We start from the raw sequence: 16,570 nt of genomic DNA on the forward strand, positions 1-16,570 counted from the left end.
AATCTTTTTCTCATTTTCTATAAAAGTAAGCGATTTATTATCGTTTACCCAATTCCTTTCCTTTGTTATAATAAGTAAGCATAGATTCTAGAAGGAGTAGATATGAAAAATCTAAAATTCCAATCCGTCTTTGATATTATCGGACCTGTTATGATTGGCCCATCAAGCAGCCACACTGCTGGTGCTGTTCGTATTGGAAAAATTGTTAACTCTATTTTCGGAGAAATTCCTGATTCCGTAACATTTCATTTATATAATTCATTTGCTAAAACTTACCGTGGACACGGAACTGATAAAGCACTCGTTGCTGGTATCCTAGGAATGGATACTGACAATCCAGATATTAAAAATTCATTAGAAATCGCTCACCAAAAAGGAGTTCGCATTTATTGGGATATTTTAAAGGACAGTAATGCCCCTCACCCAAATACTGCTAAGATTACCGTTGAAAAAGGTGATAAAAACATGAGTATCACAGGTGTATCAATTGGTGGAGGAAATATTGAAGTTACTGAACTTAATGGCTTCTCTGTTTCTCTTAAAATGAATACCCCTACTCTTATTATCGTTCACCAAGATATTCCTGGTATGATTGCTAAAGTAACAGATATTCTTTCTGAACACAATATCAACATTGCTCAAATGAATGTGACCCGCGAACGCGCTGGTGAAAAAGCCATTATGATTATCGAAGTTGACTCACGTGATTGTCATAAGGTTGTTGAACAAATCCAGCACATTCCGCACCTACACAACGTCAATTTCTTTGACTAGAAAGGAAAAGCATGTTTTATTCTATTAAAGAATTAGTTGAACAAGCCGATAAAGACTTTAACGGCAATATTGCTGAGCTAATGATCACCACAGAAACAGAATTGAGCGGACGTAGCCGTGATGAAATCATTCATATCATGAAGAAAAATCTTCAAGTCATGAAAAATTCTGTCACAGATGGACTCACTCCCAGTAAATCAATCAGTGGGCTGACAGGCGGAGACGCTGTCAAGATGGATGCCTACTTAAAATCAGGTAAAACCTTATCTGATACAACCGTTTTAACAGCTGTCCGAAATGCAATTGCTGTCAACGAACTAAATGCCAAAATGGGGCTTGTCTGTGCAACTCCAACAGCAGGCTCTGCTGGATGCTTACCTGCTGTCTTAACAACAGCTATTGATAAATTAAACCTCTCTGAAGAAGAGCAGTTAGAGTTCTTATTCACTGCTGGTGCCTTTGGACTGGTTATTGGAAATAACGCTTCTATTTCTGGTGCTGAAGGTGGCTGTCAAGCCGAAGTCGGGTCTGCTTCAGCCATGAGCGCAGCTGCTCTTGTCAAAGCTGCTGGAGGCTCTGCTTATCAAGCTAGTCAAGCTGTAGCCTTTGTCATCAAAAATATGCTAGGCTTGATCTGTGACCCTGTCGCTGGTCTTGTCGAGGTTCCTTGTGTCAAACGCAACGCACTTGGATCTAGTTTTGCCTTAGTTGCCGCTGATATGGCACTGGCTGGCATTGAATCACAAATTCCAGTTGATGAAGTTGTTGATGCCATGTACCAAGTAGGCTCTAGCTTACCAACAGCCTTTCGAGAAACTGCTGAAGGTGGTTTAGCAGCCACACCTACTGGTCGTCGCTTACAAGCTAAAATCTTTGGTGAATAGACGATAGTATTCGAATACTATTTATTTGGTTCCTTGCTAATTGACGGATTTGTCAATTCTTGTTGACAAAATTTACAGGAGAGTAAACATGAAATCTATCTTATTTGACCTTGATGGAACACTAGTAAATTCAAGTCCTGGTATTAAAGCAGCATTTAATTACGCTTTTGAAAAGTTACAACTACCTTTACAAACTGACAAAAAGTTGTCAACATTTATCGGACCACCTCTAGAAGTCACTTTTGGTCATTATTTTGAGCAAGCCGACGAAGTTAATCATGCTATCAAAACCTTTAGAGATTACTATGGTGAAAAAGGAGTCCACCAAGTCTCTCTTTACACTGGTATCGCAGAAGCTCTACAAGAATTAAACGACTTAAATTACTCACTATTTGTTACCACAAGTAAGCACCAACCTATGGCTAACTTGATGTTAACAGAGCTTGGTATTATTTCACACTTTAAAAAAGTCTATGGGTCTACTCCCGAGCACTTCCACAAAGCTGATGTGATTAAGGCCTGTCTAACTGAACAAGGCATTCAAGCGCATGATGCTGTTATCATCGGTGATACGAAGTTCGATATGATTGGTGGGCAAAAAACAGGAGTTCGAAGACTTGGGGTAACCTGGGGATTTGGTAGCCTAGAAAGCTTACAAGAACATGGAGCAGAAAGCATCTGTCACCATCCATATGATATTAAAAAAGCACTATCATCTTTATAGGATGATTAGTGCTTTTTCTTCTATTAAATTAGTATCCCCAAGCTGATAGTCCTTGAGTATTGTAAACTTTAATTGCTGTTGCAATTTGATCTTGAACTGTTGCAGTTGATCCCCAACCTGGCATAGTCTGGAATAAACCAGATGCTCCTGAAGCATTGGCAACCGTTGGATCTCCATTAGATTCACGTGCAATGATAGCTTCCCAAGTTGATTGTGGAACACCTGTTGCAGCAGCCATTTGGGCAGCGGCATCTGAACCAACAGCACCTGCTGTATTACCATTTGAAGCTACTGATGGTGCCGTTGGGGCTGTCGTTGAAGATGGTGTAGTTGCTGCAGCTACAGTCGTTGTATTATCAGTAGCTGAAGCAGCCTCAGCATAACTTGCTTCTGGTTCTTGAACATCTTCAGTAGATGATGCCTCAACTTCTTCAGTTTCTTCTGATGAGCTACTGCTAGACTCTTCTGAGTCTGCTGTAGTTGAACTGATACTTGTTGATGACACTTCAGAGCTTTCAGAACTTGTTGACACAGCTTTCGCAGCTCCTGCCTCTGAACGAGTTGTAATAGTTTCTGCGAATGCTTCTATTTTTGGAATAAGGACAACAACCATTGCTACAACTAAAATAGCTCCAAGGATGCTGACAATAATATTTCTAATTTTTCTATGTTTTGCTTTAGTAATCCTACTATACATGTTAAATAAATATATACCTCTCTAGAACTCCTGTTTCCTATCATATAATTTATTTATTACTCGCAGATTGAAAATATGTTAAAAATATTACAGAGATATTGAGATTAACCTCGTTTTTACTATGAAAACGCTAAAATTAAAGCTTTTGCAGACATAAAAAAGCTTGAAGATAAATTCTTCAAGCTTATCTATCTAATACTGGTAATTCGCTAAATAGTAAATAATATTAACTCTAAGAAAAGTCTCTTATCTTAGTACCAACCGTTAGCATTCCAGAATGCAAGGGCTGCTGACCATGAACCGTAACGTCCTGCTACGTATGAATCGGCAACGCGTTCTTGGTTTTCAGCTGACAAGTCACCGTTTAGGTATGACATTGTCAATTGGTAACGACCATAGTATTGACCGTTTTGAGCTGTGTAGCTACCGCTTGATTCGCGTTGAGCAATGATTTCTTTAGCTTGAGCATCTGAAGTACCCAAGTTTGATGAGTAAGAAGTAGTTGTTGTTTCAGCTTGTGCAGCTGGTGCTGCTGCCGCTGAGTTATCAGTAGCTGCTGGAGCTGCTTCTACGGCTGCAGTTTCAGTTGTAGTTGCTGCTGGTGCAGTAGCTTCTGAATCTAGTTCCAAGATTTGACCTACAGTGATGAAGTCAACGTTAGCGATTTGGTTAGTTGAAGCCAATTTTTCAACTGTAGTGTTGTAAGTTACAGCAATTTCAGAAAGTGTATCTCCTGATTTTACTGTGTATGAATCAGCGTTAGCAACTGCTGGGGCAATAAGTGCTGCTGCTGCGGCTACACCGGCAAGACCAAGTTTAATAGATTTCGATTTAGTTTTAAAAATATTTGTTTGCATTATATGCTCCTTTTTTGTTTCAAAAATTAGTACAGGCTATATAATACAGACTTAATGTTACTCTGGCTTTAGAGTTATATTAAAAATATTACAATTAGATTCTTATAATATAAAGAAAACGCCTACAGATTAGGCGTTTTAGCTTTCTTTAAGATAAAATAAGAGAATTCCTAAAATTATGACAAGCAAAATGGTTACAGAATCTTTGATTTTCCACTGTAAAATTCGGTATTTTGTGCGTCCATCTCCGCCTTGATAACCACGTGCTTCCATAGCAAGAGCCAAAGCATCTGCACGTTTAAAGCTTGAAGCAAAGAGCGGAATAAGAATTGGAATGATTGATTTAACCTTTTGAATCAGATTTCCTTCACCAAAATCAACCCCACGCGCTCGCTGAGCTTTCATAATACGTGTCGTATCATCCATCAATGTTGGAACAAAACGTAAGCTCAAAGACAGCATTAAGCCGATTTCATGAGCTGGCACCTTAAAACGAACAAATGGCTTCAACAATGACTCCACAGCATCTGCAAGGCTCAAAGGCGTTGTTGTCAAGGTTAATAGCGTTGAGAAAAAGATAATCAAAACAAAACGCATGAAAATTAATATTGCTTGATTAAACCCGTAACTAGTAATTTTCAAAATACCAAATTGGAAATAGGTCTCACCACCGTGTGTAAAGAACATTTGAAATAAGGTCGTGAATAAAATAATTCCAATCATTGGACGAACGCCCTTTAAAAAGAAACTAAGTTTAATCTTCGATAGGAAGACAACTCCTAAAGTAAAAGCAATCATCAATAGATTAGTTACAAGGTTATTGGCCCAGAAAACAATGATAATGTATAAAATCATTGATAGGAGTTTACTACGAGGGTCTAGACGGTGAATTAAGGAATCTCCGGGTACGTAACGACCAAGTATTAATTTATCCATGTTTCACCACCTCTGCAAATTCTTCTATAGTAATTGGTAAAGTATCTAAATGTAAGCCGCGTTTGACAAGTTGCTGAGCAAATTTCGTAATTTTAGGAACGCCAAGTTGTTTACTTTCAAGAAATTCGACATCTTGGAAGACTTCTTTAGGGTAACCTGAGCGAACCAATTTACCACCTTCGAGAACATTAACATAGTCAGCATAATTAGCAACATCATCCATTAAATGAGTTACCAATACAATTGTCATGCCATTTTGATGCAGTTCTTTAAATAAAGTCATCAATTCACGGCGTCCTTTAGGGTCTAGGCCGGCAGTTGGTTCATCTAGAACCAAAACCTCTGGTTCCATAGCTAGAATCCCAGCAATAGCCACACGACGCATTTGACCACCAGATAGCTCAAAAGGATTCTTTTCAAAAAATTCTTCATGAATTCCTACCATGGCAAGTTTTTCACGCGCTAACTGTTCAGCTTCTTCTATAGAAACTCCAAAATTTTGTGGTCCAAATGCCACATCCTTAAGAACTGTTTCTTCAAAAAGCTGACTTTCAGGAAATTGAAAGACCAGTCCAACCTTTTTACGGACGGGCTTAATTTCCTTATTTTTTGAGTTTGCCGTAATCTTAATATCGTCCACAATCACAGCCCCTTCTGTAGGGACGTTAAGACCATTTAAAAGTTGCATGATTGTTGACTTACCTGACCCTGTATGACCGATAAAAGCCGTATATGAGCCTTCTTTTATAGTAAGATTAATGTCAAAAAGGGCACGCCCTTCAAAAGGTGTCCCCGCTTGATATGTATAATTTACGCCTTCAAGAGTAATTCCCATAACTGATCTTCTAATTCCTTTTCCGTAAGATAATTCTCTGTAAATTCAAACCCTTTGTCTTTTAAAGTAGAGATAAGATTGGCTGAAAAAGGAATATCCAATCCCAAAGTCAATAATTCTTCTCCTCTAGCAAAAAGTTCGCGTGGAGTTGAGCTTGACTCAACTTTTCCTTTTTTCATGACTAAGACACGGTCACTAAGTGCAACCTCATCCAAATCATGAGTGATAGACACAACGGTCATATTATATTGGTCACGAATCTCTTTGATTGTTTGAATTAATTCTAAGCGTCCTTCTGGATCAAGCATACTAGTCGCTTCATCCAAAATAATAATATTAGGACGCATGGCAATGGCACCTGCAATAGCCACGCGTTGTTTTTGTCCCCCTGACAAACGAGCTGGCTCACGGTCTGCAAAAGCTGACATACCAACTAATTCAAGGGCTTCTTTGACACGTGATTGCATCTCTTCTAATGGAATTCCCTTGTTTTCTAACCCAAACGCGACATCGTCTTCAACTGTCGCACCAACAAATTGGTTATCTGGATTTTGGAAAACCATTCCAATTTTGTGACGAATGTTCCACACGTTTTCTTCAGTTAACAGTTCCCCTTCAACAAAGATTTGACCTGATTCAGCAGCTAAAAGCCCATCAATTAAGCGTACTGTGGTTGATTTTCCTGAACCATTATGGCCAATAATGGATAACCATTCTCCCTGTTTCACGTGAAACGATAAATCATCTAATGTGTAATGTTCTTGATGATCAGTATATTTGAATTTTAAATGTTTGACGTCAATACTATTTGTCATTTAAATGTGTCCTTAAAGAGGAATCCTGCCCCTTTGAAATAATCATATCCTGAGTAAATTGTGAAAATCAAAGCGACATAAAGCAAAAGTGTTCCAATCATTGAAAAATGCAAAAGTAAGAAAATAATTGAAAACATTTGAGTAAATGTTTTGATTTTACCAGGCATAGCAGCTGCTAAAACTGTTCCACCATTTTCAACAAGTAGCAAACGAAGACCAGTTACTGCCAACTCACGACAAATAATAATCGCAGCAATCCACGCAGGAACCATTCCCAATTCAACTAGCATAATAAATGCTGTCATCACCAACATTTTATCAGCCAATGGATCGGCAAATTTACCAAAGTTTGTAACAACTTGCCATTTTCTTGCAAGGTAACCATCTAAATAATCTGTAATACTTGCTAGCGCAAAAACAACTGCTGCAACAGCATGTCCAGCTACGCTATTCCAGATACAAAGAATCAAGATAAATACTGGAATCAAAACAATGCGACCTAATGTTAACAAATTAGGGATGTTTTCTTTTTTTGTAAAATCGATTTTCATTTTCCTACCTTATTATTGAATATTAATTGTAATGTAACTTAATGTTGTACTTGTCAAAGCTGATGTATCTACCGCTTGACCATTGATTGAAACGTTAACACCTGCAGTGACTCCTAGTGTAATCACAGATGTTTTTGTACCTGCAGGAAGGGTTGCTGAATAACTTGAAACTCCTGTTGAAGAAAGAAGTGTTCCTGCGTCACCAGCTTCTGAATTACTTACAGAAACCCAACTGCTATCAGCACCAGCTAAGCTAATGTCAACTGTCAAACTATCTGTAACATTTGATAGATTAACCGTTAAATTGCTTCCGCCTCCTTCAGTTTCCATCTTCAATGATTTTTCTTCAGATGAAGAAGACTCACTGGTTGATGAACTTTCTGGAGTTGATGAGCTACTTGATGATGAACTATGAACAACAGAGTAGCTTGGTTTTGCTTGATTGCTATCACTTTGAAGCTGTGTCCAAGTGACAAATGAAACAAAAGCTAAAATTCCTAAAGCAACTAAGCAAAGCAGAATAATCGGAAGATAAGTTGCTGTTTTTTCTGAACTTTTATAACGACTTGAACGTGAACCAACACCAAAATCATCTGTCTGTTCAGGTTTAGGCTCAGGTTTAGGTTTAGAAACTGAAACTGGAGCTGTTTTAGCTACTTTTTTATGACTTGGTACGATTGTAATTTTCTCATCCTCAGCAACTACTGGTGCTGTTTCAATACTTGATGCAAATACTTGTGCTCGATAGCGCTTTAATAGTTCTGCTGCATCTACATCTACCAATTCCGCATATTGTTGAAGGTAAGCTTCAACTTCATCTTTAGGAATTAATTTAAATTTTTCTAACTCTAATGCTAAAAGATGTGGTGAAGGAATTGCTGTTTTTTCTTCAACATCTTCTAGTGTCAAGTTTTTGGCAACTCGACCTTTTCTTAAGATTTCACCAATCGTTTCTTCTCTCATACAAGGTTTCCTTTAATAAAATATAATCAGATTTATTATAGCAAATTTTAACAAGTATTTCGATTTTATTTTGGAAGGATTGTGAATTCTGTCGCGTCTGATTGACTTAAGAAATCATTTCCTCTTTTAAGAACTTCTTCAAAACTTAAAGTCTTTAGTAGTTTAGGAACCGATAAATAAGTTTCCTCATCAGCAAGATGATTGATAAATTGCGCTGAAAGGTTATCAATTGAATCTAGACTCTTGAAAAAGTCTCCATACAATTCTTTTTTAACAATTTCAAAATGTTCTTCTGATAAATCTTCCAAATCACTAGACATTGCTACTTTACTTAAATATTGTCGCAGATTCGTTGCCATAGCAATCGGAACTGAAGTATCTAGAGAAATAATCAAGAATTGGAAATTTTGATAAACTTCAATCTCAAAATCAAATGAGTCATCAATCTGACCACTCTCATAAAGTTCTTGATAACGTCTTGAAGTCCAACCCAAAATCATTGCAAAAAATAATCTCAAGGCTAATTCTTGACGCAAGGTAGATTCCCCTTCTGGTAAAGCAGGACCTCTTAAGCCGATAGCTAGTTTAGGTTGTGTCACTTCCATTTGAACCGATGCCTTTGGCACAACAGGTTCGTATGCCAATTCTTGACGCTCAAGATGATGAGCTGTCTTATTTTTTCCTTTTTGATTTTCCTGAATTTGCTTAAAGATGTCATCCTTATCAAAATTACCAACGACTAAGAGTGTCATCTCCTGCGGAGAATAAAAGACATCATGGTTTTCTTTCAAATCCGCTACTGAAATGTTAGCAATACTTTCCTGAGTTCCAGCAATATCTTGAGCAAGAGCTGTTTTAGGATATAAATTCTCAAGAATTCCTTGATAGAGTCGATAATCCGCATCATCTTGATACATGTCAATCTCTTGTCCGATAATCGATTTTTCTCGCTCAATTGACTCATCTGTAAAGGCAGTATCTGCCACAAAATGCTGCAACAAGTCTAAATTCTCATTTAAATGATCTACTGTTGAAAAATAGAAGCATGTTTTGTCAAAGGTTGTAAAGGCATTGCTATTTGCACCAGCGTTTGTAAATAGCTCAGAAACATCTTGACCATCTTCTAATTCAAACAACTTATGTTCTAGAAAATGAGCAATTCCTTCCATGTAATGTTTATCTTTTTTATCCAGTGTAAACTTATTGTCAAGGGAACCAAAATTAACAACCAACATGCCACAAGACTCTTGAAAATCAGTCTTAGGAATCAAAAAAACTTTCAGTCCATTTTCCAGTACAGCAGTATACAAAGTCTCACCAATTTCAGGGAAAACTTTTTCAACTAATTTTATCACTTACTTGCCCTCCAAAAAATACAATGCCTGTAATTTAATTTTTCTTGTCAATTGCAAAACATCAGCTTTACTAACCTTGTCAATGTTGTCAATCATATCGTCAACACTATAATGATTTTGTAGATATTGTCCGTTGTAACTACGCTCGATTAATACTTTTGGAGAGTCTCCTGCCAATCTTAAATTGACTTGTAGCATTTTCTTCGTTTGCTTAAGAAGGGCTTCTGAAAAGCGACCTGTCTTAAGCGTTGAAAATTGTTTGTTGATTAATTGCATTGCTCGATTGCGATTCTTCTTGTCAATACCAGCGTAAACATTCAGTAAACCTGTAAAGATATCAAAATGGCTTCCAATAGTATAGGCAAGTCCTTCCTTCTCACGAACCTCCGTAAATAAACGAGAATGGGCAAAACCTCCAAACAAACCATTAAAGACAAGAAGTGTAAAGTAATCCTTGTCACCATATCTAGTTGGGAAAGAATAGCCTAACTGCAAAACAGACTGATTGACTTCTCTGACTTCTAATTTCTCTTGAACAATGTTGCTAAATTCTTGTTGGTAGTCAAATACTAAATCTTTTTGACGGTCTTCAAAAGGAAATCGATTGAACAATTGTAACATGCGATAGTCATCAAACTCTCCCAACAAAAAGATATCCAAACGATCTTCACGAAGCATTTTCTGAAACTCTTGAAAAGCTGTGTAAGAATTTTCTGCAGCTGCTAATTCGGCTGTCCCATATTTTGATGTTTGAAAAGCTGGGTTCGTAAAGAAGAGTTTTTTAAGACCTAGCTCACTACTATAAAAACTGTCATCCTTGTCAGCTTTTAAATAATTAATCAAGTTTGCTTGCTCAAGCTCAAATAATTTAGACTGATACTGCTCAACTGTTACAAGTGGTGAGAAAAGAACTTGATATAAAAATTCAATCACTTCTTCCAAGAGATTTTCCTTAGTCATCACATACTGATTCTTCATGAAAGCTAGTTCAATATCAACAATATGAACCAATCCCTTAGTTGATACCTTAGTTGACAAAGTCGCTCCATAAAGACTTGCCAAACGCTCTCTAAAACGCTGTGCCGTCGGATATTTCTCATTAGCCGTTGCTAAAATCTGAGCCACCAAAACACGCCTGGCTACCGTTTTTTTGCTGAACTCTCCTGAAAACCGAAAGGTAATGTGGTTCATTTTGAATTTTTCATTTTTGATTAGATGTAACTCAACACCATCAACTATTTTCATTACAAATTCCTTACTAAAACACTTTATTAGCTAAAATTATACCACGTTTATGTTATAATTACTTGAATTATAAAATGGAGAAAATGATGGAATACAAATTATTTGATGACTATATTACCTTACAAGCTTTACTAAAAGAACTAGGTATTATCCAAAGCGGTGGTGCTATTAAAGCATATTTAGCAGAAACAACCGTTCTCTTCAACGGCGAAGATGAAAAACGTCGCGGTAAAAAAATTCGTCTCGGTGATGTTGTAAGCATTCCAGAAGACGGTATCACTATCGATATTATCGCACCAACAGACGAAGAAAAGAAAGAACATCTTGGAGCCTTAGCTGAAAAAGCTCGTGTTGCTGCTATCGTTAAAGAATTAAACGCTAAAAATAAAAAAGATAAGAAACAAAATCAAGCGAAAAAACAAGCGAAGCCAACTAAAGAACGCAAACCCGTTCGCTTCCCAGGAACTTAAGCATGTGGATTCAAAAAATAGCCTTAAAAAATTATCGCAATTATTTAACCAATGAGCTTGAATTTTCTCCTGGACTAAATGTCTTTATCGGAAAAAACGCTCAAGGAAAAACAAATTTCTTAGAAGCTATTTATTTCTTATCTTTAACACGCAGCCACCGTACACGTACAGACAAAGAGTTGATTCACTTTCAAGAAAAAGAACTTCGAGTCTCAGGTACCTTACAACGCTCAAGTGGAACAGTTCCTTTAGAAATCAATCTATCAAGTAAAGGACGAGTCACTAAAGTTAATCACCTCAGACAAGCGAAATTATCTGACTATATCGGAGTGATGACAGTCGTCTTATTTGCACCTGAGGATTTACAACTTATCAAAGGAGCACCTAGTCTCCGTCGCAAGTTTATTGACATTGATTTAGGGCAAATCAAACCGGTCTACCTCTCTGATTTGTCTAATTACAATCATGTCCTTAAACAACGTAATACTTACCTGAAAACCGCTGAAAAAGTTGACGTCGACTTTTTAGCAGTCCTTGATGAGCAATTAGCTGATTTTGGTAGCCGCGTCATGGAACATCGCTTAGATTTCGTCTCTAATCTCGAAAAAGAAGCCGATCGCTATCACTATGCCATCTCTAACGGCCTAGAACACTTGAAAATTCGCTATCTATCATCTGTGCCATTCCAAGAAAAAAGTGAAATCAAAGAACATTTCTTAAAAACATTGGAAAAGAATCGCAAACGTGACATCTTCAAAAAAAATACTGGTGCTGGACCTCATCGTGATGATTTGGAATTTTTCATCAACGATATGCCTGCCAATTTTGGTAGCCAAGGACAACACCGAAGTTTGATTTTATCTCTTAAAATGGCTGAAATTGAACTCATTAAGAATGTCACTGGTGATTATCCAATCCTACTTCTTGATGATGTCATGAGTGAATTAGATAACTACCGACAAACAGAATTATTAAAAATGATTATTGCTGAAAATGTTCAAACCTTTATCACAACGACAAGTCTTGAACACCTTTCAAAACTTCCAGAGGAGTTGAAAATTTTCACTGTTAATCAAGGAACTATTGAGGAAAACTAAAAAAGCTGGCCTAAGCCAGCTTTTTTTTGTGTTTACAACTGAATTGACAATGTTGTCAATGATAATTAGTAAGATTTAACAATTCCTAGTAATACAGCTCCAAGAACAAAGCATGCAATACCAATTACCAACCAACGCATTTCTTTACGTGTTTTAGTTTCACCCAAGAAGAGGATACCACCCATAATAGAAATGATAACACCAAGTTGTGAGAAACTAAAGGCAATAGCAAGACCTGCTTTAGCAGCAGCAAGAAGCATGAAGATGTTACCAACACCCCACATCAAACCAACGATAGCATTTTTGATAACAACTGTTTCAAATTTAACGTTAAATTTCATAAACATTACAGCACCTAGAACCATACCTACAGCCATTGGGAAGATAACAGCTAAAGCATCGAATTTCATGATGTTGTTAAATAGGATAGTGTATGAAAGGTAACCAATAGTTGAGTAAGTCAAAGCACGGAAACCTTTACCGAAGTCAGTAAGTACACTTGCTTCAACTTTTTCAGCATCACGTTTACTTGTGAAGTAGAAACCAATAACCAAAAGAAGCAAAGCAATAATACCAAGTGTATATTGAACTGGTTTGCTCCATTCGCCAAAGACAATGGCACCAATCAAACTACCAAATACAAGTTGTGCTCCACTTGATAATGGGTTACCTACTGAAACACCCATGTATTGCATTGCGCGGAATTGACCATTTTGACCCATAGACCAAAGCATACCACCAATAATTCCGACAACCCAAAGTGATACTGACATTTCTGGTTGAACAAACAACCATACAACAAAGGCAAATAAAAGTGCCCCTAAAGTCATTCCTAATGTTTGTTGATCTGGTTTACCTCCAATTTTGTTGCTGACAAACCCGATACTTCCCCATGCTACCATGGGAATTAATGCAAATAAAATACCCTGCATTTTTTCTCCTTTACGATATGTTTTACAGATTAGTAAACCTTGTTTACACTGTTGTAAATATATAATTAACCATTCGCTTTTTATGAAAACGCTTTTTCAGAAAAGTAAAAGAAAATTTCATGTTTTTTGCGAACATAGTTACATATTCTACCATACAACATAGCATTTTGTAAAGGCCTACACAAAAAAATCTCTGATGAGTTTGAAAACTCATCAGAGATTTAACGATTGAACTCAGTTTATCTTAGTGTACTGAGTAGTTTGGTGCTTCATTTGTAATTTGAACGTCGTGTGGGTGACTTTCAATCAAACCAGCTCCTGACATTTCAACAAATTGAGCTTTTTCGTGAAGGGCTGAGATATCTTCAGCTCCAACATAACCCATACCAGCGCGAATACCTCCAAGGATTTGGAAGACGATATCAGCTACAGCACCTTTGTAAGCTACACGACCTTCAATTCCTTCTGGTACAAGTTTGTTAGCTTCGTTAACAGATCCTTGGAAGTAACGGTCGCTTGAACCTTTCTTCATAGCTGCAATTGATCCCATACCACGGTAAGTTTTAAATTTACGACCTTGGTAGATTTCAGTTTCACCTGGTGCTTCATCTGTACCAGCGAACATAGAACCAAGCATTACAGCATTACCACCTGCTGCCAAGGCTTTAACGATATCACCTGAGTATTTGATACCACCATCGGCGATGATTGTTTTACCATATTCACGCGCAATAGCTGCTGCGTCATAAATAGCAGTAATTTGAGGAACACCAACACCTGCAACAACACGAGTTGTACAGATTGAACCAGGACCGATTCCGACTTTAACAACGTCAACACCAGCTTCGTAAAGGGCACGTGCACCTTCTGCAGTTGCTACGTTACCAGCAATCAATGTACGTTCTGGGAAGTGTTGACGGATTTCAGCGATTTTACGAAGAACACCAGCTGAGTGACCGTGAGCAGTATCAATAACAATAGCATCTGCACCTGCTTCAAAGAGGGCTTCAGCACGTTCGAATGTATCTGAAGTAACACCGACAGCACCTGCAACCAAAAGACGACCAAATTCATCTTTAGCGGCATTAGGGAATTCAATAACTTTTTCGATATCTTTGATAGTGATAAGACCTGACAAACGTCCAGCTTCATCAACCAAAGGCAATTTTTCAATACGGTGTTCGTGAAGAATACGTTCTGCAGTTTCCAAATCAGTTCCAACAGGAGCTGTTACCAATTTTTCACTTGTCATGTGTGCAGAAATTGGAGCATGGTAATCTGAGATGAAACGCATATCACGGTTTGTGATAATCCCTACTAATTTACGATTTTCAAGGGTTTCAACAATCGGAACACCACTAATGCGGTAACGTTGCATCAACTCTTCTGCTTCAGAGACAGAATGTTTAGGTGTTAAGAAGAAAGGATCAATAATAACACCATTTTCTGAACGTTTTACTTTACGGATTTCTTCTGCTTGTTCTTGAATTGACATATTTTTGTGAACAACACCAAGACCACCCGCACGTGCAATAGCAATTGCCATTTTACTGTCAGTAACAGTATCCATAGCAGCTGTCACGATAGGAATGTTCAATGTCAAATTTTTTGCAAGTTTTGTTTGCATGTTAACTTCATTTGGAAGAACATGACTTTCAGCAGGAATGAGTAGTACGTCATCAAAAGTGTAACCTTTTTTCAAAAATTTAGTGTCCCAATTTGACATTAAATAACCCTCTTTTCTATATATTTGTAGGGGATTTTTAACCCTAGCTAATTTTTTATTGTTACTATAATAACACGCTAAATTCATTTGTCAACAAATTAAATTCAATTTTTTTCCAAAAATTCTTTCCTATATTAGACTGATTATTTTTGCAATTCTCATTTAAAACAAATGTTATTATTTACCAAAAAAACTCTGAGGCTTTGCCCCAGAGTTCTGTTTATTTTAGAAGTAGTTGATTCCCATAGCTGCTTTAACTTCAGCAAGAGTTTGACCGGCAACTTCACGCGCAGCTTGGCTACCTTTTTCAAGCATACGGAAGACTTCACCCATATCCTTAGCGTATTCCAAGCGACGTTCACGAATTGGTGCCAATTCACGTTCAAGAATTTCAAGAAGGTAACGTTTTGTTTTCACATCACCAAGACCACCACGTTGGTAGTGCTCTTTCATAGCAGCAATATCAGCTTGATCTTCTTCACGTCCAAAGATATCAAGGTAATGGAAGACCATATTTCCTTCGATTTGTCCTGGATCTTCAACACGGATGTGATTAGGATCTGTATACATGCTCATTACTTTTTTACGAACAGTATCAGCATCATCAGACAAATAGATACCATTTCCAAGAGATTTAGACATTTTAGCATTACCATCTAGACCTGGCAAGCGTCCAGCTGCTTCATTTTTAGGGAAGATACCTTCTGGCTCAACCAAAACATCTGTTTTATAAGTGTGATTGAAACTACGTACAATTTCACGTGTTTGTTCAATCATTGGTTTTTGGTCATTTCCTACTGGCACATAATTAGCTTTAAATGCAGTAATGTCTGCAGCTTGTGAAATTGGGTAAACCAAAAATCCTGTTGGAATTGAGCTACCAAATCCTTTTTGAGCAATTTCTGTTTTAACAGTAGGATTACGCTCTAGACGTGACAATGAAACAAGGTTCATGTAGTACATTGTCAATTCAGCCAATTCAGGAATTTGACTTTGAATGAAAATCGTTGATTTAGCTGGATCAAGTCCTACTGACAAGTAGTCCAATGCAACATTTCCAACTGATTCTCTGATAATTTCAGACTCTTTAGCATGGTCTGTCAAAGCTTGTTGGTCTGCCAAGAAAACAAACATATCATACTTATCTTCATTTTGTAGAAGAACACGATTTTTTAGACTTCCAACATAGTGTCCTAGGTGCAATTTACCTGTTGGACGGTCTCCTGTTAAAATAATTGGTTTTGTCATATTATCACCTCAAAATTGATTTCAAAACTAAAATAGCCCCCACGCAGTTAAACTACGTGAGGGCGTTGTCAATACGCGGTACCACCTCAATTGATAGAAATCTTCTATCATCTCTTACCACTATATAAAAATTTACATGAGTCATGTAAAGATTATTCTTTTTTACCATCAGCCCATTCATGTAAGCTTACTACTGATTCACAGCACCATCAGCTCTCTAAAAGTACGCGTTTACATTACTCTTCTGAATCTTCTTCATTTTATGAAATTCTAGGTTCTTTGTCAAGTTTGTACAGCATTTTGAGCTCTTTTACACTTGAAGAATAATTATACATTTTGTGTTTTAATTAAATTAGAAAGATTAAAACAGGCGATTTCCAAACACTCCTTTTGCCCAAAAATCTTGACGTTAAGCTGCTTCTTTGCCATAATATAATCGTTTGTTTTGTTATAAAAAAGAG

The 16,570-nt window shown here is 37.2% G+C and carries 17 protein-coding genes and 1 other annotated feature; of the genes, 5 read left to right on the forward strand and 12 right to left on the reverse strand.

The window, feature by feature from the left end; genetic code table 11:
* Positions 1–102: 102 nt before the first annotated feature.
* The 3 genes from sdaAB to BLR83_RS07410 all read left to right on the forward strand — a co-directional run bounded on the left by sdaAB (position 103) and on the right by BLR83_RS07410 (position 2,382).
* Positions 103–774, forward strand: a complete 672-nt coding sequence (gene sdaAB, locus BLR83_RS07400) for an L-serine ammonia-lyase, iron-sulfur-dependent subunit beta (protein WP_074561048.1) — start codon at positions 103–105, stop codon at positions 772–774.
* An 11-nt stretch (positions 775–785) separates the two neighbouring features.
* Positions 786–1,658 (forward strand): L-serine ammonia-lyase, iron-sulfur-dependent, subunit alpha, encoded by an 873-nt coding sequence (gene sdaAA / locus BLR83_RS07405; RefSeq protein ID WP_074561049.1) that lies wholly within the window; start codon positions 786–788, stop codon positions 1,656–1,658.
* Between the two features lie 88 nt (positions 1,659–1,746).
* Positions 1,747–2,382: an HAD hydrolase-like protein gene (locus BLR83_RS07410; RefSeq protein WP_074561050.1), complete on the forward strand. Its 636-nt coding sequence runs from the start codon at positions 1,747–1,749 to the stop codon at positions 2,380–2,382.
* Positions 2,383–2,410: 28 nt separating this feature from the next.
* Here the strand turns inward: BLR83_RS07410 and BLR83_RS07415 are convergent, their stop codons facing one another.
* From BLR83_RS07415 to yfmF, 9 genes are all read right to left on the reverse strand, one after another.
* The gene (locus BLR83_RS07415; protein ID WP_074561051.1) at positions 2,411–3,079 is read right to left on the reverse strand and encodes a transglycosylase SLT domain-containing protein; all 669 of its coding nucleotides are present in this window, start codon (positions 3,077–3,079) and stop codon (positions 2,411–2,413) included.
* Positions 3,080–3,330: 251 nt separating this feature from the next.
* The gene (locus BLR83_RS07420) at positions 3,331–3,936 is read right to left on the reverse strand and encodes an aggregation-promoting factor (protein WP_074561052.1); all 606 of its coding nucleotides are present in this window, start codon (positions 3,934–3,936) and stop codon (positions 3,331–3,333) included.
* Between the two features lie 138 nt (positions 3,937–4,074).
* On the reverse strand, positions 4,075–4,872 hold the full coding sequence (locus BLR83_RS07425; RefSeq protein WP_039696097.1) for an energy-coupling factor transporter transmembrane component T family protein: 798 nt from the start codon (positions 4,870–4,872) through the stop codon (positions 4,075–4,077).
* Complete coding sequence (locus tag BLR83_RS07430; RefSeq protein WP_074482279.1) at positions 4,865–5,707, reverse strand: energy-coupling factor ABC transporter ATP-binding protein; 843 nt, start codon at positions 5,705–5,707, stop codon at positions 4,865–4,867. The genes BLR83_RS07425 and BLR83_RS07430 overlap by 8 nt, the downstream gene beginning before the upstream one ends.
* Positions 5,683–6,522, reverse strand: coding sequence for an energy-coupling factor ABC transporter ATP-binding protein (locus BLR83_RS07435; protein WP_074561053.1), 840 nt, complete (start codon positions 6,520–6,522; stop codon positions 5,683–5,685). Before BLR83_RS07435 ends, BLR83_RS07430 begins: the two co-directional genes overlap by 25 nt.
* Positions 6,519–7,073 carry a CDP-diacylglycerol--glycerol-3-phosphate 3-phosphatidyltransferase gene (pgsA, locus tag BLR83_RS07440; protein ID WP_039696094.1) on the reverse strand — a complete coding sequence of 185 codons (555 nt, stop codon included), beginning with the start codon at positions 7,071–7,073 and terminating at the stop codon, positions 6,519–6,521. Before pgsA ends, BLR83_RS07435 begins: the two co-directional genes overlap by 4 nt.
* 12 nt (positions 7,074–7,085) lie before the next feature.
* Positions 7,086–8,036, reverse strand: coding sequence for a helix-turn-helix domain-containing protein (locus BLR83_RS07445; RefSeq protein WP_074561054.1), 951 nt, complete (start codon positions 8,034–8,036; stop codon positions 7,086–7,088).
* A gap of 65 nt (positions 8,037–8,101) precedes the next feature.
* Positions 8,102–9,391, reverse strand: coding sequence for an EF-P 5-aminopentanol modification-associated protein YfmH (gene yfmH, locus BLR83_RS07450; protein WP_074561055.1), 1,290 nt, complete (start codon positions 9,389–9,391; stop codon positions 8,102–8,104).
* Positions 9,392–10,636: an EF-P 5-aminopentanol modification-associated protein YfmF gene (yfmF, locus tag BLR83_RS07455; RefSeq protein WP_074561056.1), complete on the reverse strand. Its 1,245-nt coding sequence runs from the start codon at positions 10,634–10,636 to the stop codon at positions 9,392–9,394.
* 86 nt (positions 10,637–10,722) lie between these two features.
* Between yfmF and yaaA the strand changes: the two genes are divergently transcribed.
* Together yaaA and recF are read left to right on the forward strand one after the other, a co-directional pair.
* A complete protein-coding gene (yaaA, locus tag BLR83_RS07460; protein ID WP_074561057.1) occupies positions 10,723–11,106 on the forward strand; it encodes a S4 domain-containing protein YaaA in 384 nt (127 codons plus the stop codon).
* 2 nt (positions 11,107–11,108) lie between these two features.
* A complete protein-coding gene (gene recF / locus BLR83_RS07465) occupies positions 11,109–12,203 on the forward strand; it encodes a DNA replication/repair protein RecF (protein WP_074561058.1) in 1,095 nt (364 codons plus the stop codon).
* Between the two features lie 65 nt (positions 12,204–12,268).
* Here recF and BLR83_RS07470 read toward each other — a convergent pair whose 3' ends face one another.
* From BLR83_RS07470 to trpS, 3 genes are all read right to left on the reverse strand, one after another.
* Complete coding sequence (locus tag BLR83_RS07470) at positions 12,269–13,135, reverse strand: GRP family sugar transporter (protein ID WP_074561059.1); 867 nt, start codon at positions 13,133–13,135, stop codon at positions 12,269–12,271.
* A gap of 244 nt (positions 13,136–13,379) precedes the next feature.
* Entirely contained in the window at positions 13,380–14,861 is a 1,482-nt protein-coding gene (gene guaB / locus BLR83_RS07475; RefSeq protein WP_074561060.1) for an IMP dehydrogenase, read from the reverse strand.
* Positions 14,862–15,086: 225 nt separating this feature from the next.
* The gene (gene trpS, locus BLR83_RS07480; protein WP_074561061.1) at positions 15,087–16,109 is read right to left on the reverse strand and encodes a tryptophan--tRNA ligase; all 1,023 of its coding nucleotides are present in this window, start codon (positions 16,107–16,109) and stop codon (positions 15,087–15,089) included.
* Positions 16,110–16,164: 55 nt separating this feature from the next.
* Positions 16,165–16,365, reverse strand: a binding site (T-box leader).
* Between the last annotated feature and the right edge of the window lie 205 nt (positions 16,366–16,570).

The sequence above is a fragment of the Streptococcus equinus genome (assembly GCF_900101445.1).
Taxonomy (GTDB): domain Bacteria; phylum Bacillota; class Bacilli; order Lactobacillales; family Streptococcaceae; genus Streptococcus; species Streptococcus equinus_B.